The sequence below is a fragment of the Sulfitobacter litoralis genome (assembly GCF_900103185.1).
GTDB lineage: Bacteria > Pseudomonadota > Alphaproteobacteria > Rhodobacterales > Rhodobacteraceae > Sulfitobacter > Sulfitobacter litoralis.
The window spans coordinates 69,127-92,146 of record NZ_FNJD01000015.1; the positions used below are offsets into that span (position 1 = coordinate 69,127).

Genomic DNA, 23,020 nt, shown 5'->3' on the forward strand with positions numbered 1-23,020 from the left:
GCGCTTTCGTTTGCTAACAGGACAACAGCTGTTGCCAGAGATCAGCCCTTGAGGATGGAACGGCCAGCGTATTCCGCCGTTACGCCCAACGATTCTTCGATACGGATCAGCTGGTTGTACTTTGCCAACCGGTCGGACCGCGCGAGCGAGCCGGTTTTAATCTGACCGCAGTTGGTCGCCACTGCAAGATCCGCGATCGTCGCGTCCTCTGTTTCACCAGACCGGTGGGACATCACGTTGGTGAAACCTGCACGGTGTGCCATGTCGACCGCTTGCAGCGTCTCGGACAACGTGCCGATTTGGTTGACCTTAACCAACATTGAATTGGCAGAGCCGCGCTTGATGCCTTGGGCCAGACGTTCGGGATTGGTCACGAACAGATCGTCGCCCACCAGCTGGATCTTGTCGCCAAGACGGTCGGTCAGCAGTTTCCATCCATCCCAGTCGTCTTCGGACATGCCATCTTCGATAGAGATGATCGGATAGTCGGCGCAAAGCGCGGCCAGATAATCTACATTCTCGGCGCTGCTCAGAGTTTTCCCTTCGCCAGAAAGAACATAGCTGCCGTCCTTGAAGTATTCTGTCGCGGCGCAATCCAGTGCGAGGTAGATTTCCTCGCCCGGTTTGTAACCTGCCTTTTCGATGGATTTCAAAATGAAATCAAGCGCATCACGGGTGGAGCTAATGTTAGGTGCGAAGCCGCCTTCGTCACCGATACCGGTGGACAGACCTGCCGCCGAAAGCTCTTTTTTCAGCGTGTGGAAGACTTCGGAGCCCATGCGCACCGCATCGCGGATGTTTTCAGCCGCAACGGGCATGATCATGAATTCTTGGATATCGATAGGATTATCAGCGTGTTCGCCGCCATTGATGATGTTCATCATCGGCACGGGCAGCATCCGCGCAGAGGTGCCGCCGACATATCGATACAGCGGTTGAGAGCAGTAATCTGCGGCGGCTTTTGCAGCGGCCAACGATACGCCTAGAATGGCATTAGCACCCAGACGCGACTTGTTGTCCGTGCCGTCAAGCTCGATCATGGTGCCGTCGATTTCGACCTGCTCTGTCGCGTCAATGCCGACCAGCGCGTCCGCGATCTCGCCGTTGACCGATGCACAGGCTTCCAGCACGCCCTTACCCATATAACGGGATTTGTCGCCATCGCGGCGTTCGACGGCTTCATAGGCACCGGTTGATGCCCCCGACGGGACTGCGGCGCGGCCCATGGTGCCGTCTTCAAGGGTCACGTCGACCTCGACCGTGGGGTTGCCCCGGCTGTCAATGATTTCGCGGGCGTGGATGTCGATGATCGTGCTCATAAGGGGCTATCCTTTTGCAGATGACAATTGCGCAGCGGTTTACCGCGCCGTGGGGAGGATGGAAAGTATTCAGGCCTGTTCTTTGACCTTTCGCTCACGCCATACCGTATAGATGCCCGAGCCAACAATGATGGTTGCGCCAACATAGGTCAGCAGATCAGGGCGTTCCCCAAAGATCGTGATCCCGACCACCATAGCAAACAGCAGCCGCGCATAGCGAAATGGTGTGACAAAGCTGATTTCGCCAATGCGCATCGCCGCCACGATGCCGTAATAGGCCACCAGCCCTGTTATTAGCGCAGCTGCCATAAAGATCCATTGTGTCCCAGACATGGATACGAATGATGTGCCAGTGCCCAACATGTACAGCAGGCTGGAAGGGACCAGCGCCAGAAACGCCAAGAAAGACAATTGAAATGACGACGTCGATCTGGGCACGCGCCGCGTCGCCAGATCCCGCAGGGACAATCCCAGAACGCCTAAAACCGCAAGCAGTGACAGCGCTTGAAAGCTCTCCATGCCGGGGCGGATCACCAGCAAGACGCCGAACATGCCCACGAGAATAGCGCTCCACCGGCGCCAACCGACAGGGTCGCCCAGAAACAACGCCGCCCCGAGGGTGACCACCAACGGGGTAGCTTGCAAGATAGCAGAGGCCGAAGAGATCGGCGTTAGCACGATAGCCGATACGAAGCCCAAGGTCCCGATAATCTCGCCCAAGGCCCGCAGCAGGATAGGGCGGGTCATCATGGCACGATCTGCCAAAGATTGCCCCTTGATCAACACCATCGCGCCATAACAAATGGCCCCGCCGGTCCCCAACAAAAAGATAATCTGCCCAATCGGGATATCTGTCCCGATCAGCTTGATGAACATGTCCTCAATGGCAAAGCCCAACATCGACAGCACCATGATCAAAGCGCCGCGCAGATTGTCCATATTCTACCCCTTCATACAATCGTTCTAAATATACTCGGTGGATGCATGTCCCTTTGTCAGGAGATGTGCAAGCCCCGGTCGATTTACGTTGTCGGGACTGGCGGGGGGCCAGGTCAAATGATAGAACAAGCGTATGAAATGGCCGCGCCCTCCGTCCAATATACTGACCACCATTCTGACCCTCGTTATCGGAGCCAGCGGCGCAGGGTTGGGTTGGCTTTTGAATGCCCCTATTTACATGTTGCTGGGGCCAGCCGTGCTGGTGTCTCTTGCCGGTCTGGCAGGTGCGCGGATGGGAATTGCGCTATCGCTGCGCAACGGCTGCTTTGTGATTATTGGCCTGTCGGTCGGGGCCGGGTTCGATCACAACGCGGTCGACGCTATGCTGCGATGGCCTTTGGCGTTTGTGGTGATGGCGGTGCTCGTTTGGGCGATGCTTGTGCTCAGCCGGTGGCTGTTGTCGCGATTTTTCGGCTTTGACCGACGCGCAGCACTGCTTGCATCGGCCCCGGGGCATCTCAGTTTCGTCTTAGCGATGGCGGCCGAAGGCGGCGACAACGTTGCCCGTATCTCCACAACGCAGTCGGTGCGGCTGTTGTCCCTGACGCTGGTTGTGCCGTTTGTCGCGCTTGCTATGGGCGTGGACCTTGGCGGGACCATTGCACCCGATGGTGCGGCAATGGGGGCCACCACGCTCGCGGTGATGGCCGGCTTGTCGCTCGGGGCAGGGCTGCTTCTGGGGCGCATACGGGTGCCTGCGCCGATGCTGATCGGACCGATGCTGGTGTCGTCCCTTGCGCATGTAACGGATGTGGCACCGGGTGTGTTGCCGATGTGGCTGGTGATGCCGGCCTATATCGTGCTTGGTGCCCTGATCGGCACGCGATTTTCGGGTGTGCGCCTTGATGATCTGACGAAAGGGCTTGCCGCCGGGCTTTCGGTGACCTGTCTTGCGGTGGGGCTGGCGTTGGTCGGCGCGATCCCCGTGGCGCTGGCGCTAGGTATGCCGCTGGCGCATATCCTTGTCGCCTTTGCCCCCGGCGGATTCGAGACAATGATCGCCATGGGCAGTGTGCTGGGGATCAGCCCGGGGTTTGTTGCGGCCTGCCATATGATGCGCCTGTTCATCCTAAGCGCCGTTTTGCCGTTGATGCTGGCACGCAGCGCACCGCGCTAGGCAATTTTTCACAGCCCCGTTGACTTTGCCGGCCAAACAGCCCATCTGGGGCGCAAGCGATGCCTTCTGCCGCGTGAGCAGACCAGCCTTGACCCGTCGATCTTTCGTCGCCGGTTCTTATGAGTGTTGAACAAAAGGCCGCCGATGTTCCCAAAATCACGCGTGGGGCCAAGCGCAACAGACAGGGTGTTGGCACTAGGCCGCCCCCTGTGATCTGCTTTGCGTCCCTCGCGGCCTCTCTCGAGAGTTAGGGCCCGCGTGACTGCTATGGCGGGAAGGCGCAATGCCTGTTGCCCGCGGAAAGACGACAATACTATGAGCGATTTTGAAATGATGGGCCTGCCGCGCCGTCTGGTCAAAGCATTGACCAACATGGGCATGACCGACCCGACCCCGATCCAGAAACAGGCGATCCCCCACGGGATGAACGGGCGCGACGTGATGGGTCTGGCACAGACCGGCACTGGCAAGACCGCCGCTTTCGGTATCCCGCTGGTGGCCCAGATGCTGGAACGCGAAGCCCGCCCCGAACCGCGCACTGTGCGCGGGCTGGTGCTGGCCCCGACACGTGAACTGGCCAACCAGATCATGGAGAACCTCAAGGGGTTCTGCGAAGGTACCCAGCTGAAGACAATGATGATCGTAGGGGGCCAGTCGATCAACCCGCAAATCAAACGGATGGAGCGCGGCGTGGACCTTTTGGTGGCCACGCCGGGTCGTCTGCTTGACCTGATGGATCGCCGTGCGGTTCTGCTGCACAAGACCACTTTCCTTGTGCTGGACGAAGCGGACCAGATGCTCGACATGGGCTTTATCCACGATCTGCGCAAGATCGCGGCGGTGTTGCCCAAAGAACGCCAGACGATGCTGTTCTCGGCCACCATGCCCAAGCTGATGAACGAGATCGCCAACAGCTACCTCAACAGCCCGATCCGGATCGAAGTATCGCCTCCGGGCAAGGCGGCGGACAAGGTCACCCAAGAGGTGCACTTTATCGCCAAAGCCGAGAAAAAGTCTTTGTTGATCGAACTGCTTGGCAAACACACTGAAGAACGTGCGCTGGTTTTCGGACGTACCAAGCATGGCTGTGAAAAGCTGATGAAAGATCTGGTCAAATCGGGCTTCAAAGCCGCGTCGATCCACGGCAACAAAAGCCAGGGTCAACGGGACCGCGCGATCGAGGCCTTCAAAAAGGGCGAAGTGACTGTGCTTGTGGCAACAGATGTTGCCGCACGTGGTTTGGATATCCCGGACGTCAAACACGTCTATAACTACGAGCTGCCCAACGTGCCGGATAACTATGTCCACCGTATCGGCCGGACGGCGCGGGCGGGCAAAGATGGCGCAGCCATCGCGTTCTGCGCTCCCGACGAGATGGGCGAGTTGAAAGACATCCAGAAGACCATGAAGATCTCGATCCCAGTGGCCTCTGGTCGTCCGTGGGAAGCGATTGATGAACCCGCCAAACCGAAAGGCCGCGGCGGCCGTGGTCGTGGTGGTCGTCCGGGTGGCGGCGGCGGCGGTGGTAATGGCGGTGGTGGCAATGGTGGCGGCGCGGGCAAGCCCGCCGGCGCAGCTCGGCGCCGTCGCAAACCCAGCACTCAAAAAGCAGCCTAACGTCGCCCAACTGTTACGAAATGATAAAAGGGGCACCGCTATCCGCGGTGCCCCTTTTGCTTTGGGCCATATGCCTTAGCCGCCACTGCACTTCCAAATGGATTTAAATCCTCGCCCGCAGGGCGAAACCTACCCGCTTTAGGCCAGCGCAGTCGCTTAGCCTATTCCGCAGGTTCCGTCACCGGCTGTCGGTCGACCACCCGCCCGATAAGCAGCATCAGCGCAAAAGCAATCGTTGCCAGCACCAACACAGCGCCAATCAGCGGTGTGATCGTCCCGTTGAACGTCATCCCGATGGCCGAGGCAAGAACCGCCGCCATGACCGTCGACACCGCCCCGATGACCGACGCGGCCATCCCCGCAATATGGCCCAGTGGCTCCATCGCCAGAGCGTTGAGGTTGCCCATCACCAGCCCCACCTGAAAGAACAGCGACGCCTGCCACATCAGGAAAAACACAAAACCATAGGGCTCGGGCAGTTCCCCCAGACCAAGACCCAGCATCAGTCCTGACAGCACAATCTGCAGCCCCAGCGCCAGCGTCACGATCCGCTGCATCCCCAATCGCACAACCAGCAACGCATTCAGCAAGCTCGAGGTGCCAGAGATCAGCGCCGCAACGCCGAACCAAAACGGAAAGCTCTCGGCGCGGTCATAGACCTGATCATAGATCGGCTGGACCAGCATCAATGTTGAGAACAAGAACCCCATCACGAGGGTTTGTACTGTGATCGACAGGCACACCATCGGATTGCTGAAAATCTCTTTCACCGCGCGCCACAAAAGACCGATCTGCATCGGGCGGCGCTTGGGCTTGGGAAGGGTTTCGGGCAGGCGGAGCATGGCCCAGACGGCACAGGTCATTGAAAAGACAATAAAAGACAAGAACACGCCGCGCCAGTCGGACAGCGCGATAATCACGGCCCCCATGGCTGGGGCAAAGGCAGGCACAATCACAAAGATCATCATCACAAACGACATGATCTTGGCCATCTGCCGACCCGAATAAAGGTCGCGGATAATTGCAAGCGCGACAACACGAGGGCCAGCTGCTCCGATCCCTTGAACGACACGGGCCACCAGCATCAGCTCTAGGGATTGACTGATCCACGCCACGACCGCCCCTGCGATATAGATCGCCGACCCCAGATAAATGATATTCTTGCGTCCGAAAGCATCCGATAGCGGGCCGGTCACAAAGGTGCCCATTCCCATGCCCAGGATGAAAGCGGTGACGATCAGCGGCACTTTGGTCCCATCCATAGGGGACAGGTCGTTCCCAATTTGTGGTAGGGCAGGCAGCATCGCGTCGGTTGAAAACGCGATAATTGCAAACATCATCGCAATCAGCGCCACAAACTCGGGGCGGCTCATCTTAATGTCGGGTCGGTCGTTGGTCATCCACGGGCTCCATCGTGTCGGCGGGGCCACGTCGCGCAGCCATGACCGTTCATAAGGCTGCCTTACAGATAGTGCAATCGGCGGTGTGTCTCCGGCCGTCTCAGGCGCTGAAACGCGATGCTGTCTGGCGGCGGCGCATCGGCAGACGCAGCACTTGGACAATCTCGTCTAGCCCTGACATCGGCAGGCGAATATGTTCCGGAAGCGCCAGCACCGAGACATTGTAATTCACAATATCGCTGCGGGTCTGGTCCCATGTCTCAAGCGGAATGACCCGCGAAACAAAGCGGCAACGTTCCAGCACCGCACGACGGGCCGCAAAGCCTTTCTGGGCAGGCTGGCCTAGCCGAGTGCAAAACGCGTCGCTATGACATCCGACAACCAAATCGCTGCCCAGTTGGGACAGTTGACGAAGCCAATCGCCATGGCCAGTATGAAACCCGTCGAACCCGCCATAGGTCAGGATTGTCCGCGCCACAGGGCGCTTTAACGCACTTAAAGAAGGGGGCGTAGTTGGTGTCGCCACCGCCGCCCGCCCGCGTCCCAAAAAGGGAAAGGGTATATCGTAATTCATGCTGCCCGCTCGTATCCAAGAGGGGTCTTTGCCCCTTTATACAACTGATTCTAGGCGGGTTTCGTCACGATGGCAAAGGCTTTCTGTTTTAATGTATATCTCGTTCGACGGTGCCTCAGCCCTCGTTGCGCAGCTCTGTCAGAACCTTTTTCCAAAGCTCGGGTGGTTGCGCACCTGGCACGGCATGACGTCCGCCGACGATAAAGGTCGGGACCGACGAAATCCCCATCTCGCGGCTGTGTGCGTCGCGTTTTCGGATGTCGTCCATATCCTCATCCGTCGCCAAAAGACGCGTCACAACAGAGGCATCCATCTCGATTCCATCGGCGATGTCGGCCAGCACCTCTGCATCGCCAATATCACGCGCCTCGACAAAATACGCTTTGAACAACGCCGATACCGCAGCTGTCTGGCGACCCTCGATCCCCGCCCAATGGATCAACCGGTGGGCGTTCAGCGTATTGGGTGTGCGCTGCATCGCTTCAAAATTGATCTTCAGCCCGGCTTTCTCGGCATGTTCCACCACGGGGGCATAAGCCCGAACCGCGCCGTCCTTGCCGCCGAACTTCCCTTCCAGATAGGCGCGTCGGTCCATGCCGTCGGCGGGCATATTGGGGTTCAGCTGAAAGGGGTGCCATTCAATCGCAAACGGGTGGTCGGGTTCGCTTTCCAAGGCACGGTCCAGATGCGCTTTGCCGATATAGCACCAAGGGCAAATCGGATCGGACATGATATCAAGCTTGATCGTTTGGGTCATCGTTGCGCCTCATAGGCCGCGCGCAAGGACCGGCGCAGCAGTTTGCCATTCGCGCCCATGGGCAGTTCTGGCAGGTGGATGAAAAGGCGCGGCTGCTTGTAGCGCGCCATGTTGTCTTGTGCATAAAGCGCCAGCGCGGCTTCGTCCAGCGGGCTGTCTGCGGTATAAAAGGCGGCGATCACGGTCACGTCGGGGCGCACTTCGACCTCCGCTACGCCGACGGCATGGATGCCGGGAAACTTGGCAAGGCTTTGTTCTACCTCAATCGGCGACACACGGAACCCGCCTGCGTTCAACATATCGTCATTGCGCCCCAGATAGGTGATCTGCCCATCCTCGGCCATCACCCCCTGATCGCCAGTCAGGAACCAGTCGCCCTGATATTTCTGCGCCGTTTGCTCGGCCGCGCCGAGGTATCCCAGCATCAGCCCCGGGTCACTTTTGTGGATCGCGATGGTACCTTCCTGTCCGACCGCGACAGGACCATCGGCCCCTATCAATGCGATACGTCGTCCGTCTTGCGGCTGGCCGAGCGTGCCGATGCGCGCAGGCCGGTCGGGTGAGGCGGAGAGGAAGGTCGAGCACTCCGACATGCCGTAAGCCTCGAAAATCGCGGTTCCACTTGCGGCCTTCCATGCGCGTGCAACCGCGGCAGGCAGCTTTTCCCCCGCGCTCAGGCCATGGCGGAGGCTTGGGGCGTCAATACGCTCGTGATGTTTCAGGATCTGGCGGTAAACGCCCGGTGCTGCTGCAAAGATACTTGCCTCATGGCAAGTCATAAGCTCCGGCAGATCAGCCGGCGCTACGCCTGCCGCGGGGATCAGCGCGGTTGCACCCGTGGTCCAAGGGTCCATCAAGCCGGTTCCGAGCGTATAGGTCCAATTGAACGCCCCTGCATGCATTACGCGGTCGTCGGGTCGCAAGTCGTACCAGCCGCGCACCATCATCTGACGCGCCCAGATGGCACGATGTGCATGCATCACAGCGCTTGGTTTGCCGGATGTGCCAGAGGTATAAATGATATAGCCCAGCCGGTCGGGGTCGCCCATGTGCCACTCGGCAGGGGGCAGGTCGCGCATGTCCCGCAACTCGTCCAGAACGATGATGGTATCCGCAGGCGGGCAGGGCACGGCGGGGTCGCGCAAAATGGCTTTTGGCCCTAAGGTTGCGATAATCGCAGCGACTTCTGGCTCTGTCAGCGCAGCGGCTGTGGGCACGGGCACCAGCCCTGCGGCCAAGGCGCCCAGATACGCCAACGGAAAATCCACCGTATTCCCAAGGCGCATCAGGACGATGTCGCCCGGTGCCAAACCGCGCCGCAACAATCCGGTCGCTGTGCCGCGCACGGCAGATTCCAGATGGGCAAAGCTCCATGTCTCGTCAGTGTCAGGCCCAAGTATCGACAGCGCCGGTTTGGCACCCAAATCGGCCGCGCGCGCCAACACATGGGCAGCAAGATTGAACGGAGCGTGGCAGGGCGTAAACCCCGTTGAAGCAGAGAGTGATTTCATGTCCAATCGCTACCCCGCACGCAGCGGCGTTGCAAGCATGCCGACCCGACGCTATAGCCAGTTCATGACGCAGGATGTCCCCAAAACGATGATCCAGATCGCCCGCGAAAGCGGCGAGACAGAAACCACGCCGCCGGTTGATCTGGGGGCCCGCGTGCGCGAGCTGCGCAAGGCGCGTAACTGGACGCTGGAGCAGGCCGCCAATCAGGCAGGACTGGCACGATCGACCCTCAGCAAGATCGAGAACGGTCAGATGTCGCCCACCTATGAGGCATTAAAAAAGTTGGCCGTCGGGCTGGAAATCTCGGTGCCGCAGCTCTTTACGCCGCCATCGGTGGGGCAAATTAACGGGCGGATGGCAATTACCAAATCGGACGAGGGTGCCGCCAAAGCGACCACCACCTACGAACACATGATGCTGGCCGACACGTTGCGCAAAAAGCAGATGCTGCCTTACCGAGCCCGTATTCGCGCGCGCAAAATGGATGAATTCGACGGCTGGGTGCGCCACGACGGGGAAGAGTTTCTTTATGTGCTGACCGGCGTTATTACCCTATACACTGAGTTCTACGAACCCGTCGAAATGCGCCGAGGCGACAGCGCCTATTACGACGCGACGATGGGCCACAACGTTGTATCGACCAGCGATGAAGACGCCACGATCCTTTGGGTCACCTCTCTCGTATGATTGAGCCTCGTCTGTACCGGCCTTACCCGATCGACCGCACCAGCGCGCTTCATTTTGCCCAATAAACTCTCCCCGAAGGGCCGGTCTGCGCCGCGCCGAACCCTTAGCGGCCTCACACGCGCGCCCTACTGCGTTGGATCAATCCACCAGACTTCCGGCATATAGTTCGGCCCATCTCCATACAGCGGCACATGGTCAGGGTATTTCATCGCTGCGACATGCGCGATGCGGTCTTCGGTGAACTGCCAGAACGGGATGACATAACGCCCGGCGGTCAGCACGCGGTCCAGCGCACGGGTGGCGGCGGTGAACTCCTCTGCACTGCTGGCCCCGACCATCGTATCGATCATTGCGTCGATGGCGGGTGATTTCACGCCCATGAGGTTGCGGCTGCCTTCCTGATCTGCCGCCTCGGAGCCCCAGTAATAGCGTTGCTCGTTGCCCGGGCTCAACGATAGGGCGCGGCGAAAGATAGCCATGTCGAAGTCGAACGCCGCGTTGCGGGCAACGAACTGCGCATCATCCACGGCATCCACACGGGCAGTGATCCCCAAGCGGGCCAGCGCTTGAATATACAGCTCGGCAATGGCGATATTTTCGCTGCTGCCTTTGGACAGCAGGATGCTGAACGACAACGGCTGCCCGTCGGGGCCACGCATGGTGCCGCCGTCTGCGCTAAACCCCGCGTCGGCCAAAGCGCGCATGGCGCGGCGGATGCCCGCGCGGTTGCGGGCCGATCCGTCGGACGCAGGGAGCGCATAGCCGTCAAGCGCTCCGGCGGGAAGGTCATCAGCGAAAGGGGTCAATAACTCGGCCACGCGACCCGTGACGGGGCCGTCTTGCATCGCCAGCGGAGAGTTCGAGAAATACGAGGTGATGCGCGGCTGCGCCCCGCCGGTCAGCGTCTCGTTTATATATTCAAAGTTGAACGCCGCAATCAGCGCCTCGCGGACACGAATATCGTCAAAGGGCGCACGGCGGGTGTTCATCACCAGCCCTGTCATGCCCGAAGGCTTGCTATGGGCAAAAGTCGATTTGACCACGTCGCCGCGCTGCACGGCGGGGAAATCATATTGCGTCGCCCAGCTTTCGGCGTTGAATTCGCGCAGGGCGGAAATCTCTCCGGCCTTGAACGCTTCGAGCAGCACATTCGCATCGCCATAAAAGTCGAGCTTTATCTCGTCGATGTTATGGGTGCCTTTGCGAAACGGTACATCCTTGCCCCAGTAGTCTGGGTTGCGCGTCAGGGTAACCTGTTTGCCCGCCTTATAATCGCTGACCACATAGGGGCCCGAGCCCAGCGGGATATCTGCCAGCGGGGCATTGGCGAAATCGCGGGTGCCCCATTGGGCTTTGCTCAGGATCGGGCGCATGCCGGCGAGCAGGGCGAGCTCGCGATTGTCGGTATTGAACACCATCTTCACACTGTGCGGGCCTGTTTGGGTGATGCTGTCGATCTGGGCGTAAAGTCCGTGATAGCGCGGGTGCCCTTCGGTGCCCAAAAGCTCGTAACTGAAAATCACATCCTCGGGGGTGACCGGCGTGCCATCGGCAAACTGCGCTTCGGGGCGCAGGGTGAATTCGACCCACGAACGGTCATCTGGCACCTCGATCGATTCGGCCAAAAGACCGTAAAGGGCGAAGGGTTCATCCCATGAACGGCCCATCAGGCTTTCATGGGTAAAGAACGGCAACTGCCAAGGCGATGTGCCTTTGCGCACGAAAGGATTGAGGCTGTCAAAGCCGCCGGTGTTGCCCAAGACAATTGAGCCGCCTTGGGGCGCATTTGGGTTTGCATAAGGCAGAGACACAAAATCAGGTGGGAGCGAGGGGTCCCCATACATAGATATACCATGCGCGGGCTCGGCGCGGGCGAATCCACTGAGAAGAATCAGTGAAGAAACGGCTGCAACTGCCCGACAGCTTTGGAAAAAATTAAACGCCATTTTAGCAACAATCCCGCTCTGCCCTTGTTTTATTAGCGTATTCCTTAGCGATACGGGGACTACAGTTCAAACTTTAAGCTTGGATTACGGCGGCGAATTGCGTATAACCAACTCACTGCTCGATAGGTTTCTTGCCTGTATGAAACCTGCCTCAATAACTTAACGTCCGCTTCGTGCGGACGTTTTTTTTTTGCCCGTGATTGGGCTGCAGTGGTCGCATCAGGGGCATTCTGCTGGCGCTTTCAATTAGCCGTTTCCATTCGTTTACGCGCTCGCCATGATGCAACTGCAGAAACGCGAGGAGAACTTCATGGCCTACAGCATCGACCTTTCAGGAAAAACAGCCGTCATCACCGGATCCAATTCAGGTATTGGCCTTGGCATCGCCTGGGCTTTGGCGCGGGCAGGGGCGGATGTTGTGCTGAACTCCTTTACCGACCGCGAAGAAGACCATGCCATCGCCAAAGACATCGCCACCGAAACCGGTGTGACGGCACGCTATATACAGGCGGATATGTCGAAATCGAATGAATGTCGCCAATTGATCACTGACGCGGGCCGTTGCGATATCTTGGTAAACAATGCCGGTATTCAGCACGTCGCACCGATCCCGAGCTTTCCCACCGAAAAATGGGACGCCATCATCGCCATTAACCTCAGCTCTGCCTTTCATACCACGGCCGTTGCCTTGCCGATGATGCGCCAAGCGGGCTGGGGCCGTGTGATCAACGTGGCCTCCGCGCACGGGCTGACCGCGTCACCCTATAAATCAGCCTATATCGCTGCAAAGCACGGAATCGTTGGCCTGTCCAAGACGACCGCGCTGGAAACGGCCGAAGATCCCATCACCTGCAATGCTATTTGTCCCGGCTACGTGCTGACCGATATCGTTGAAAAGCAGATCCCCGACACGATGAAAGAATACGGCATGACGCGCGAAGAGGTGATTAAGAACGTCATGCTCAAGCGCCAACCCTCCAAGGCGTTTGCAACCGTGGAACAGCTGGGCGGCACCGCGACGTTCCTGTGCTCCGAGGCGGGCGACCAGATCACCGGTACGACGATCAGCGTCGATGGTGGCTGGACTGCGCTGTAAAACAGTAACGGCGCAGATCGACCGAAGAGGGCGGTAGTGGAAGATGTCCAAGCGCAGTTCGTGTGATCTGCGTTTGGACGTCAGCTTGGTGAAATACGATCCGCACGTGGACCAAAGGCTTGGTCCACAGGAACGGGCTTTTGCGGCGGATAGACCAGCCCTGCAGAGATCACCAGCTTGGCTGCATCCTCCACCGACATGTCCAACTCAGTCACATCCTCTTGCGGTACAAAAAGCAGAAATCCAGAGGTGGGGTTGGGCGTTGTCGGCACGAAAACCCCCACGAGGTTTGACCCTTCACCACCCGCGGCGGCGACTTCGCCCTTTGCGGGGATCGAAATAAAACCAAGCGCCCAAACGCCCTTACGTGGGTATTCGATCATGCAGGCGGTTTCAAAGCTACGCTCTGTCTGGGCAAAAATCGTCTCGGAGATTTGCTTGATGCCGGAATAGATCGTGCGGACAACGGGTGTGCGCTCCACCAGGCTTTCGGCAAAGCGTATGAACGACCGTCCGATGATGCCCTTGGCCAGCCAGCCTACTATCACAGTGAACAGCAAAAAGATGATCACACCGATGCCGCGCACGTTGATCTGGGCAGACGGGTCGAGCCCGAAATAGGTCTGAATCAGCCGGTCAGGATGGTAAGCCAGAGGCACCATCGGCAACACGATGCCGTCGATCCAGCCGATGACGGTCCAGATCAGCCAGATCGTGAGGCCGACCGGCGCAATCACCACCAGCCCCGTCAGGAACGAAGCCCTGATCCGCGCGAACAAAGTCCGGCGCGGTGCGGGAGGAAGGGGCGGCGTAAACGGTGTGTTCATGAATGAAGGTTATCCCACTGCAGCAATGCGTTAGAGCTAGGGCGTTTCACGCGTTGCTACAATGGAGGACGCATAATAATTAAGCTTTATGCGTCTTTTGACATAAGCGCAGCCGCAATTTTGGACGCAAAACGGGCGTTGTTGCGCACCAATGCGATGTTCGCGGTCAGCGACCGGCCTTCGGTCAGTTCAAAGATGCGCTGCAACAGATAGGGGGTAACGGCCTTGCCGCTGATGCCGTGGGTATTGGCATCGGCTTGGGCGGCCTTGATGATCGGTGCCAGATCAGCGGCGGCGATTTCATCCTCTTTTGGGATCGGGTTGGCGACCAGCTGCCCACCGGGCAGACCCATGTTGCCGCGCATTTTATGGGCAGATGCGATGTCAGCTGCATTGTCCATACGCAAAGGCGATTTCAAGGGGGACGTACTGCTCCAGAAAGCGGGAAAGCTATCTTGGCCGACGGTGATCACCGGCACGCCCTGCGTTTCCAGCACTTCGAGCGTTTTTGCCACATCAAGAATGGCCTTGGCCCCCGCAGCCACCACAGTCACCGGCGTTTGGGCCAGCTCCATCAGGTCGGCAGAGATGTCAAAGCTGTCTTCCGCACCCTTATGCACGCCGCCGATCCCGCCAGTTGCGAAAACCGCGATCTCGGCCAGATGGGCGGCGATCATGGTGGCGGCGACGGTGGTGGCGCCAGTACCGCCCGTGGCAATACAAGCCGCCATATCGGCACGCGACAGTTTCGCGACATTCTTGGCTTGCGCCAATGCCGTCAGCTCGCTGTCTTCCAGACCGATGTGCAACCGCCCGTGAATCACCGCTATTGTCGCGGGAATAGCACCAGCCTCGCGTACGTCTGCTTCGACCTGACGCGCGACCTCGAGGTTTTGCGGATAAGGCATCCCGTGGGTGATGATCGTGCTTTCAAGCGCAACAACGGGGGTGCCATTCGAATGGGCTTTGGCGACTTCGGCAGAGCGGTGCAGGGGAATCATATTTTGGTCTCTCCAGAAACATATTGAGCAGCGGCACTAAGCGCTTGGGTCAGGGCTGCGTCTGGTGCTGCCCCTTTGATTTCGGCCGCGATATGCGCAGCCATAAATGTGTCACCGGCACCAGTGACGCGCGTGACGGAAACGGGGGGCGGGTCTTGGGTGATCAGACCGCTTGGAGCCCCCACGGTCGCAGGGTTTCCGCCGTCCGTCACCACAGCGCGTACCGCACCACGCGCCAGTAGCGCCGCCGCGGCATCGCGCGAGCTGTCGAACGTCGCTTGGCACAGCAGCCCCGCTTCTTCGAGGTTGACGTAAAGCGTGCCGCGTTCGGCCTGCAAAAAAGGGGCCAGCCGCAGCGCCTTGCCGGGCGATGCCGGGGCGACGCGCAGATCGGCGTGTTCCAATAGCGGGCTACGCGCCATCTGTGACAACAGGTCGAGTGTAAGATTGCCATCCAGCGCTACGGCACCACGATAGGGCGTTGGCAGTGATCCGTCTTCGAACGGGCGCAGAATCTTGTCGCCTGCCGCCTCAAGCGAATGGGCATCGGCGATGGCGGCGATCAGACCGTTCGTCCCCTCGACCGCCATATAGCGGTCCGTGGGCAGATCATCCGAGCGGTACACGTGATCCGTATGCAGCCCGCGCAGCTTGCACGCGGCGATCAGCTCGTCCCCTTCGGGGTCGCGGCCGACGGCGCTGATGAGGGCGGGGGACAGCCCAAAGCGGGCCAGCGCCATCGCGATGTTCAGTGCAACGCCACCGGGCAGGCGCGTGATGCGGCCCGGCATGTCCGACCCTTGCCGCATGACCGTATCGCCACGTCCGATGATGTCCCACAGCACCGATCCGATGCAAAGAATGTCAGGTGTATGTGTCATGCCGCCGGTATGGCCCAACCAATATGGCGGGCGCAAGTCGCGGCGACGTGAAAAGACCTATTCCGGCACGGCAAATGTCAGCGATGCCCAAAGGCTCTCCCAGTGGGGGCTGGTGGGGGTGGTTTCCACGTCCGGGGCAGGGCGCAGCACCACAGCGTCGACCAGATAGGTCATGCCCGCGGTGACCGGAAACTGCACGTGCCCTGCGTCGTCTGTCCGGTATTTGGTCACGGTAACGTCTTTGCTCGCGGTGCGTTCATACACTTCGACCTGAACGTCACGGCGCGGTTCTTGCTGGTAGGTCAACGCGACTTCCATCTGCTGATCCGCACCCAAGGTGTAGGGGTTGTTTACTGCGACCAGCTCAGTCTCCAGCCCCAAGGCTTTGTCATCGCCATGCCCGTCGCCCACGGCAATCAGCGCCTTGGAATACCGGCTGTAGCGTTCACGCACCTTGTCTTGCGGGTAGCCGTTGTCGCGATGGTCAGCCACGGCCTGCATGAAATCTTTGTGGACGGTAAAGCCAACGAAGGTCTGCCAATCACTATAGGTAAGCAGTGTCGCTTTGGCCTCATGGGCGATAATTGCCAGCCCATCCATGTCGGGTGCCGCCATCTTGAGCGCGGGAATATCGCCCATCCGCGCCTTAATCGCTTTCGTGGTACCGTTAAAAGTAAAATCGAACCGTTCGGTATTATTCGGGAAATACGCGAGCCGCGTGCCCTCGAACAACTGCCCGTTGCGGATGTCGGTTGTTATTTCATCACCGGGCTGTACTTGATACGCGGGCGCATCTAACCAGAATTCATGCGCAAACGCACCTGAAGTTGGTAATAATGACGTTAGTACGAGTGCGAAACGGGACAGAAACATGAAAACAACCTTATCTAAACTAATACTCAAGCTGGCCTATGCGCTGGTTTTGTCAAGTGGGCTGACAGGCTTTGCACAGGCGCATGAAGTCTTGCCGACGATTGGCGATCTAAATAGCGCCGACGGGCAAGTAACCTTGGATATGCGCATCAACCTCGAGGCCCTGTTGTCCGGCATTGATCTGGACGAGGTGGCCGATACGAATGACGCCGAAAATGCCAGCAATTACGACAGCTTGCGCGCTTTACCTCCGCAGAAGATTATTGCCCGCGCGCCCGAGCTTCTCGCGCAGTGGAACGCTTTGCCCATCCTACGCGGCGATGGTGAACCGGTGGCACTCGAGACTGTGGCGCTGACAATCCCCGAGGGTGTGAACGAAGAGCTGCCCCGTATTGCCGAATGGTCGTTGCAAGCGACGCTGCCCCAAGACACGCGCGGATTGGTTGTTGCGTGGCCTGATGGCGCGGGTGCCTTCGTGCTGCGCCAGCAAGGGGTCGAGACCCCCTATACCGGCTACCTTGAGGGCGGCGTAGAAAGCCCCGAGATCCTGCTTGAGGGCGGCGGGCAGCAATCGGCATGGGAGGCCTTTGCCACCTATATTCCGGTAGGTTTTGACCACATCTTGCCCAAAGGGTTGGACCATATCCTGTTTGTATTGGGCCTGTTCTTTTTGTCGACACAGCTGCGCCCGCTGATCTGGCAGGTCACCGCGTTCACAGCGGCGCATACGGTGACGCTGGCGCTTGGCGCGCTTGGCTGGGTGTCCGTGCCCGGCAGTATCGTAGAGCCGTTGATCGCCGCGTCGATTGTCTATGTCGCGGTCGAAAATATCTTTCTGGCCGGGCTCAGCCCTTGGCGACCCTTGGTGATCTTTGGCTTTGGTTTGCTGCACGGCCTAGGATTTGCATCCGTTCTGGGTGAATTCGGCCTGCCGGACGACCAGTTTATCCCCGCCTTGATCGGGTTCAACGTCGGGGTCGAGGTCGGTCAACTGACGGTAATCGCCGTTATGTTCCTATGTGTCTGGCAAGCGCTGCGCGTGATGCGCGGGCAGGGCGATCCGCGTGCGGCCAAAGGATTGTATGTAGCGCTGGCTGTGATTGCGCTGGCGCTGTGCATCATTCCGATGCCTGCGGTGGCAAGGCTGCTTGAGGCACCAGTTGCGGTGTTCATGATCCCGCTGGCGCTGATCTTTACGGGGTGCTTTCTGTCGGTGCAGTTCCGTCAGGTTGTGGCACCTTACCGCCGCTTCGTTGCGATACCGGCGTCGGTCGCGATTGCGGTCATCGGGGCCTATTGGTTCGTTGAGCGGGTGTTCCTGTAACACCCGCCCTGCGCGGTTACTTCATCGCGGCAATCAGATCAGCGAGCGCCTGTTCGGGCGTTTCGCTGGTCCAGATTTCATCCCCGATGCCGAAAAAGTCGGTGACGGGGGTGAGCGCACGGATCAGATCGGTGGTCAGCCCGCCTTCGGCGACGACCGGCACTTCGATCACTTCGGACCACCACTTGAACAGATCTTGTTCGGCGTGGGTGCCATCGTCCAGCAAGGATGCGTTCACCGGACCAAAGCTGACATAGTCCGCCCCCGCTTCGCCCGCTGCCATCCCGTCATGGCGCGAACCGTTGCAAAAGCTGCCGACGATAGCGTCATCGCCCAGGGTCTTGCGTGCGTGCCGCACGGAACGTGCCGCATCCGTCAAGTGTACACCATCAAGCCCCAACCGTTCTGCAAGCAAGGTGTGATCCGCGATCACCAATGCGATATCGCGCGCATCGGTCACTTCGCGCAGCGCATCGGCAGCGCGCATCACGCGGTCTTCGTCGCGGGTGCTAAGCGCCAGACGCACGCAGGCCACATCATGCGCGTCGAGCACACGGGCCAGCACATCAGGAAAGCTGGAGAGCTCAAGCTCGGGCGGGGTCATCAGGTAAAGCTGCGGCTGTTCGGGCGTATCCATGGCTTGCTGTCCTTTGCGTTATTGCGCGTCAATTAGCGGATCACGCGGGGAAAGAAAAACTTTTATGCCTTCGGCGAGGATTTTTTCCCATTTGGAAGGTCAAAGACGGGCCGCGTCGTTCTTGCGAGGCGATGGCGGCAAGCGTATGAGAGGCCCATGAATGATACAATAGAACACCCGCAGATCCCGGCCTTTGTGCTGGTGCGCCCGCAAATGGGCGAAAACATTGGAGCCGCCGCCCGTGCCATGTGGAACTTTGGCCTTGATCGCATGCGCATTGTCGCGCCGCGCGATGGCTGGCCGAACCCATCGGCGGTAGCAATGGCGTCTGGGGCAGGACGATTGCTGGACGACGCCGTGGTGTATGACGATCTTGCCAGTGCAGTGGGCGACGCAGCATTTGTCTTTGCCACCACAGCGCGTGATCGTGATCTGACCAAGCCGGTTTACAGCCCAGAGGCGGCAATGGCAAAAGCTGCCCAGATGATCAGCGAGGGCCGGCGCGTGGCTGTGTTGTTCGGGCCTGAACGCGCAGGGCTTGAGAACGACGATATTTCACGCGCGAATGCGATTGTATCAGTGCCGGTGAACCCTGCGTTTGCATCCCTTAATCTGGCGCAATGTGTGTTGTTGATGGGATACGAATGGATGCGGGCGCAGGGCGATGTGGTGTCTGAACAGGTCGAGATGGCAGGGACCAACTGGGCAGATCACAGCGAGATCGAACATCTCGCGCGGCATTTCGAGGAACGTCTGGACACTGCAGGGTTCTTTTATCCCGACCACAAGGCTGCCAGCATGAAGGTCAATCTGCGCAACATGTGGTCGCGCCTGCCGCTGACCCGTGCCGATGTGCAGACCTTGCACGGCACCCTGCGACAGATGGTACGCTGGAAAGAGCGCGGCTAGACCTTTGTGCGCTTGTGTCCTACTTCTGCGTGAAACGTAGCAGACAAGAGGCACAAATGGCCGAGAAACGAAAGCTGTTCGAGGACGTAGGCGAAGCGCAAGCCGCGCGGCCTGTGGCACAGGTAGGCGGCATTGACCGTGGGCGCGGTGGTGCACGGCGCGGCATCCGTATCTGGCTGTTTATCCTATTCGCATTGGTCTTTGTGATGATCGCCGTTGGCGGTTTGACCCGACTGACCGACAGTGGATTGAGCATCACTGAGTGGCGCCCCTTTACCGGAGCCATGCCGCCGATGAACGAGGCGGACTGGCAGTCTGAATTTGCCAAATATCAAGAGATTGACGAGTTTCAGGTTCAGAACTCCTGGATGGAACTGTCTGATTTTAAATCGATATATTGGTGGGAATGGGGCCATCGTCAGTTGGGCCGAGTGATCGGCCTGGTTTGGGCTGTCGGGTTCTTGTGGTTTCTTCTGCGCCGTCAGATCCCTGTGGGCTGGTCGGGGCGTCTTTTGTTTTTGGGCGGGCTTGGCGGTTTGCAAGGTGCGATCGGCTGGTGGATGGTTGCATCGGGCGTCACCAGCGGAGAAGCCGTTCTAGACGTTGCCAGCTACCGTCTGGCCACGCATTTGGGGCTGGCTTTCGTTATTCTTGGGGTCATCACATGGTACGCGCTGCTGCTTGGTCGGCCCGAGCGTGATCTGATGCAGGCGCGGCGGGCGAAGGAGGCCAAGCTCTTTGGAATGTCTACCGGATTGCTGCACTTTGCGTTCCTGCAAATTCTGCTTGGGGCCTTGGTTGCGGGAATTGATGCGGGCCGGTTCTTTGTCGATTGGCCGTTAATGCAGGGCCAGTTCTTTCCGCCCGAGGCTTTCACCATTATGCCGGTCTGGCGCAACTTCTTTGAAAATCCCGGGCTGGTGCAGTTCATGCACCGGATGGCGGGCTATCTGTTGGTCGCCTTCGCTGCCGTCGTTTGGCTGCGGGGCCGTAAGTCAGCGCATCCCAATACGCGCAAGGCATTCAACCTGATGATTGTCGCGATGGTAGGGCAGGTTGTTTTGGGGATCGTAACAGTATTGAACGCGGCACCGGTACACATCGCGATCTTCCACCAAGTGTTGGCCGTGATACTTTGGGTTTTGATCCTGCGCGCACGGTTCCTAAGCGCCTACCCGATTCCGACATCTGTACGAGGAAAATCTTGATGACTGTTTTTGACGAGTTGATGGCGTTTCAGCGTGAAACCGAGGCGCTGGCGCAGGTCGCAGGCCGGTTGGGCTGGGATCAGGAAACCGTCATGCCACGCGGTGCTGCCCCGCAGCGGGGCGAGGAAATGGCCGCGATGGAGGGCGTTTTGCACGCCCGCCGTGTCGATCCGCGTATTCCCGAATGGTTGGACCGGATCGATGCGGATGGGCTAGATGAGGTGGGGCAGGCGCAGGTACGCCACATCAAGCGCGGGCATGCGCGCGCTTCTAAGGTACCCGCAGTGCTTGCCGCGCGGATTGCACGGGTCACCTCGGAGGCGCAGGGCATTTGGGCCGAGGCGCGTGCTGCCGACGATGTTGCGGCATTTGCCCCAACCCTCGCCGAGGTGATCGCGCTGAAGCGCGAAGAAGGCCAGGCGCTTGCTGGCGGAGGCGATGTCTATGACGCGATGCTGGATGACTATGAACCCGGTGCGACCGCTGCCGAGCTAGAGGCCATGTTCGGCGCCTTGCGCCCCGAGCTGACCCGTTTGCGCGAAGCCGTTCGCGAGGCCGAGGCACCACCTGTGTTGGAGGGTCGATTTGACACCGATGCCCAGATGAAGCTGACACGAACATTGGCCACGACGTTTGGCTACGATATGACGATGGGCCACGTGGATAAAGCCGTGCACCCATTTTCAAGCGGGTCAGGGCTGGATGTGCGGATCACGACGCGCACGAATGAGGTCGATCCCTTCAATTGTTTTTATTCAACAATTCACGAAGTCGGTCATGCCTGTTATGAGCAAGGGATCGATAAAGAGTATCTTTTGACGCCTCTTGGTGGGGGCGTCTCTATGGGCGTGCACGAAAGCCAGAGCCGGATCTACGAGAACCAACTTGGCAGGAGCCGTGCATTTTCGGGTTGGCTCTATAGGCAAATGCGCGATGCCTTTGGTGACTTTGGCGTGCCGGATGAAAATACATTCTACCGGATCGTAAATCGCGTATCAGATGGGTATATCCGGACCGAGGCTGATGAGTTGCAGTACAACCTACATGTGCTGCTGCGGTTCGATCTGGAACGGGCGTTGATGGCGGGCGATCTGTTGGTTGGCGATCTGGAAGCGGCATGGAACGACAGGTTCAAGGCGGACTTCGGGTATGCCGTTGACCGGCCATCAAACGGTGTATTGCAAGATGTGCATTGGTCGGTGGGCCTGTTCGGATATTTCCCGACGTATTCTCTGGGCAACGTCTATGCTGGCTGTTTGAACACAGCGCTGCGCCGTGATGTGCCGAATTTGGACGTTCAACTGGCCAAGGGGGATACCGTTGCTGCCACTGGCTGGCTGCGCGAGAAGGTGCAGCGCCATGGTGGGCTTTACAGTCCGCGCGAAGTGATCACCCAAGCGACGGGGGCAAAACCAAGCGAGATCCCGCTGCTTTCCTATTTGACCGAAAAGTTTAGCGCGCTATATGCGCTATAGTTGTTTCTGCTTTAAAAGGGTTCTAGAGCCTGATTAACGCCGGAACGAACCAATGTTTCGAGAGATATCGAGTTTGCTATTGCAGCCGAAATATGCGATACCAAGCCCAAGATTAGTGAACTTCGCAAACTGGAGAAGACATAATGACACGCTTTACAGCATTCGCCGCTGCGATTTTGATGACTGCAAGCGCGGCTTCCGCACAGGTAACAACCCAAGCCGCCGTTGGTGGTAGCTCCGGTGTTGCCGAGTACCCAGCAACGGTTGTTGGTGCAAATGGCGTTACATACGCTTGCCAAGCACCGACAGAAATCGACGGTATCCTTGCCCGTCGTTGCATTGACCCGAGCGCCGCTGGTGGTGTTGGCTTTGAAAGTATGAGCCCTGCCGCTATCGCTGGTGTTGCAGCAGTTATTGTTGCAGTTGCAGTTATTGCAAGCAACGATGATGATGCAAACGGCACGAACGGTACAAACGGCACCAACTAACTTAGTAGGTTGATGTGTTGAATTTAAAGCGTCCCTTCGGGGGGGAGTGTCATGAACTTTGTGTATCTGGTCTGGCCCATTCGGGTTTTAGATACAGTCACGCATTGAAGCGATCCTCAAACATTATGGCGAAATGATTGCGGGCCGCAAACCATTCTCGAACATTTCGGCCGCCTTTCTCAAACTTGCGGATCGCCAAGTAGATCAGCTTCGTGGCTGCGTCTTCGGTCGGGAACGATCCCCGCGTCTTAATCGATTTGCGGATTACACGGTTCAAGCTTTCAATTGCGTTGGTGGTGTAGATGATCTTTCGGATGGCGGGATCAAAAGCAAAGAACGGGATCACTTCCTGCCAAGCCCTGCGCCAGGCCGG

The 23,020-nt window shown here is 58.8% G+C and carries 22 protein-coding genes; 9 read left to right on the forward strand and 13 right to left on the reverse strand.

Annotated features, from left to right (window positions below; all coding sequences use genetic code 11):
* Positions 1–41: 41 nt before the first annotated feature.
* Together eno and BLQ98_RS12565 are read right to left on the reverse strand one after the other, a co-directional pair.
* Positions 42–1,319, reverse strand: coding sequence for a phosphopyruvate hydratase (gene eno / locus BLQ98_RS12560; RefSeq protein ID WP_093733654.1), 1,278 nt, complete (start codon positions 1,317–1,319; stop codon positions 42–44).
* A 69-nt stretch (positions 1,320–1,388) separates the two neighbouring features.
* Positions 1,389–2,258, reverse strand: coding sequence for a DMT family transporter (locus BLQ98_RS12565; protein WP_093733655.1), 870 nt, complete (start codon positions 2,256–2,258; stop codon positions 1,389–1,391).
* Between the two features lie 133 nt (positions 2,259–2,391).
* Here BLQ98_RS12565 and BLQ98_RS12570 point away from each other — a divergent pair, with 133 nt between their 5' ends.
* Both BLQ98_RS12570 and BLQ98_RS12575 read left to right on the forward strand, forming a co-directional pair.
* Positions 2,392–3,435 (forward strand): AbrB family transcriptional regulator, encoded by a 1,044-nt coding sequence (locus BLQ98_RS12570; RefSeq protein ID WP_093733656.1) that lies wholly within the window; start codon positions 2,392–2,394, stop codon positions 3,433–3,435.
* Positions 3,436–3,750: 315 nt separating this feature from the next.
* Positions 3,751–5,052, forward strand: a complete 1,302-nt coding sequence (locus BLQ98_RS12575; RefSeq protein ID WP_093733657.1) for a DEAD/DEAH box helicase — start codon at positions 3,751–3,753, stop codon at positions 5,050–5,052.
* Positions 5,053–5,213: 161 nt separating this feature from the next.
* Here the strand turns inward: BLQ98_RS12575 and BLQ98_RS12580 are convergent, their stop codons facing one another.
* From BLQ98_RS12580 to BLQ98_RS12595, 4 genes are all read right to left on the reverse strand, one after another.
* Positions 5,214–6,452 (reverse strand): multidrug effflux MFS transporter, encoded by a 1,239-nt coding sequence (locus tag BLQ98_RS12580; protein ID WP_093733658.1) that lies wholly within the window; start codon positions 6,450–6,452, stop codon positions 5,214–5,216.
* A 100-nt stretch (positions 6,453–6,552) separates the two neighbouring features.
* Positions 6,553–6,930: an adenylyltransferase/cytidyltransferase family protein gene (locus BLQ98_RS12585; RefSeq protein ID WP_237271566.1), complete on the reverse strand. Its 378-nt coding sequence runs from the start codon at positions 6,928–6,930 to the stop codon at positions 6,553–6,555.
* A 211-nt stretch (positions 6,931–7,141) separates the two neighbouring features.
* Positions 7,142–7,783 carry a DsbA family oxidoreductase gene (locus tag BLQ98_RS12590; protein ID WP_093733660.1) on the reverse strand — a complete coding sequence of 214 codons (642 nt, stop codon included), beginning with the start codon at positions 7,781–7,783 and terminating at the stop codon, positions 7,142–7,144.
* The gene (locus BLQ98_RS12595; protein WP_093733661.1) at positions 7,780–9,294 is read right to left on the reverse strand and encodes a class I adenylate-forming enzyme family protein; all 1,515 of its coding nucleotides are present in this window, start codon (positions 9,292–9,294) and stop codon (positions 7,780–7,782) included. Before BLQ98_RS12595 ends, BLQ98_RS12590 begins: the two co-directional genes overlap by 4 nt.
* Before the next feature lie 64 nt (positions 9,295–9,358).
* Here BLQ98_RS12595 and BLQ98_RS12600 point away from each other — a divergent pair, with 64 nt between their 5' ends.
* Complete coding sequence (locus BLQ98_RS12600; protein ID WP_093733683.1) at positions 9,359–9,982, forward strand: helix-turn-helix domain-containing protein; 624 nt, start codon at positions 9,359–9,361, stop codon at positions 9,980–9,982.
* Positions 9,983–10,107: 125 nt separating this feature from the next.
* Here BLQ98_RS12600 and BLQ98_RS12605 read toward each other — a convergent pair whose 3' ends face one another.
* On the reverse strand, positions 10,108–11,826 hold the full coding sequence (locus BLQ98_RS12605; RefSeq protein ID WP_093733662.1) for an extracellular solute-binding protein: 1,719 nt from the start codon (positions 11,824–11,826) through the stop codon (positions 10,108–10,110).
* A gap of 424 nt (positions 11,827–12,250) precedes the next feature.
* Here BLQ98_RS12605 and BLQ98_RS12610 point away from each other — a divergent pair, with 424 nt between their 5' ends.
* The gene (locus BLQ98_RS12610) at positions 12,251–13,024 is read left to right on the forward strand and encodes a 3-hydroxybutyrate dehydrogenase (protein WP_206338739.1); all 774 of its coding nucleotides are present in this window, start codon (positions 12,251–12,253) and stop codon (positions 13,022–13,024) included.
* 80 nt (positions 13,025–13,104) lie between these two features.
* Here the strand turns inward: BLQ98_RS12610 and BLQ98_RS12615 are convergent, their stop codons facing one another.
* The 4 genes from BLQ98_RS12615 to BLQ98_RS12630 form a co-directional block, all read right to left on the reverse strand.
* A complete protein-coding gene (locus tag BLQ98_RS12615; protein WP_093733664.1) occupies positions 13,105–13,851 on the reverse strand; it encodes a DUF502 domain-containing protein in 747 nt (248 codons plus the stop codon).
* An 86-nt stretch (positions 13,852–13,937) separates the two neighbouring features.
* Positions 13,938–14,852 carry a pseudouridine-5'-phosphate glycosidase gene (locus tag BLQ98_RS12620; protein ID WP_093733665.1) on the reverse strand — a complete coding sequence of 305 codons (915 nt, stop codon included), beginning with the start codon at positions 14,850–14,852 and terminating at the stop codon, positions 13,938–13,940.
* Positions 14,849–15,733, reverse strand: coding sequence for a PfkB family carbohydrate kinase (locus BLQ98_RS12625; protein WP_208596063.1), 885 nt, complete (start codon positions 15,731–15,733; stop codon positions 14,849–14,851). Before BLQ98_RS12625 ends, BLQ98_RS12620 begins: the two co-directional genes overlap by 4 nt.
* 57 nt (positions 15,734–15,790) lie before the next feature.
* Complete coding sequence (locus BLQ98_RS12630; RefSeq protein ID WP_093733666.1) at positions 15,791–16,606, reverse strand: DUF4198 domain-containing protein; 816 nt, start codon at positions 16,604–16,606, stop codon at positions 15,791–15,793.
* On the opposite strand from BLQ98_RS12630, the gene BLQ98_RS12635 reads away from it, so the two are divergent.
* Entirely contained in the window at positions 16,605–17,930 is a 1,326-nt protein-coding gene (locus BLQ98_RS12635) for a HupE/UreJ family protein (protein ID WP_093733667.1), read from the forward strand. The genes BLQ98_RS12630 and BLQ98_RS12635 overlap by 2 nt on opposite strands.
* Positions 17,931–17,946: 16 nt before the next feature.
* On the opposite strand, the gene BLQ98_RS12640 is transcribed toward BLQ98_RS12635, so the two are convergent.
* A complete protein-coding gene (locus BLQ98_RS12640) occupies positions 17,947–18,567 on the reverse strand; it encodes a thiamine phosphate synthase (RefSeq protein ID WP_093733668.1) in 621 nt (206 codons plus the stop codon).
* Between the two features lie 156 nt (positions 18,568–18,723).
* Between BLQ98_RS12640 and BLQ98_RS12645 the strand changes: the two genes are divergently transcribed.
* From BLQ98_RS12645 to BLQ98_RS12660, 4 genes are all read left to right on the forward strand, one after another.
* A complete protein-coding gene (locus tag BLQ98_RS12645; protein ID WP_093733669.1) occupies positions 18,724–19,476 on the forward strand; it encodes an RNA methyltransferase in 753 nt (250 codons plus the stop codon).
* 56 nt (positions 19,477–19,532) lie between these two features.
* A complete protein-coding gene (gene ctaA / locus BLQ98_RS12650) occupies positions 19,533–20,684 on the forward strand; it encodes a heme A synthase (protein ID WP_093733670.1) in 1,152 nt (383 codons plus the stop codon).
* Positions 20,684–22,159 (forward strand): carboxypeptidase M32, encoded by a 1,476-nt coding sequence (locus BLQ98_RS12655; RefSeq protein WP_093733671.1) that lies wholly within the window; start codon positions 20,684–20,686, stop codon positions 22,157–22,159. The genes ctaA and BLQ98_RS12655 overlap by 1 nt, the downstream gene beginning before the upstream one ends.
* A 143-nt stretch (positions 22,160–22,302) precedes the next feature.
* Positions 22,303–22,647, forward strand: coding sequence for a hypothetical protein (locus tag BLQ98_RS12660; RefSeq protein WP_093733672.1), 345 nt, complete (start codon positions 22,303–22,305; stop codon positions 22,645–22,647).
* 97 nt (positions 22,648–22,744) lie between these two features.
* Here BLQ98_RS12660 and BLQ98_RS12665 read toward each other — a convergent pair.
* On the reverse strand, positions 22,745–23,020 hold a 276-nt coding region (locus BLQ98_RS12665; protein ID WP_141135332.1), incomplete at its 5' end, for a transposase.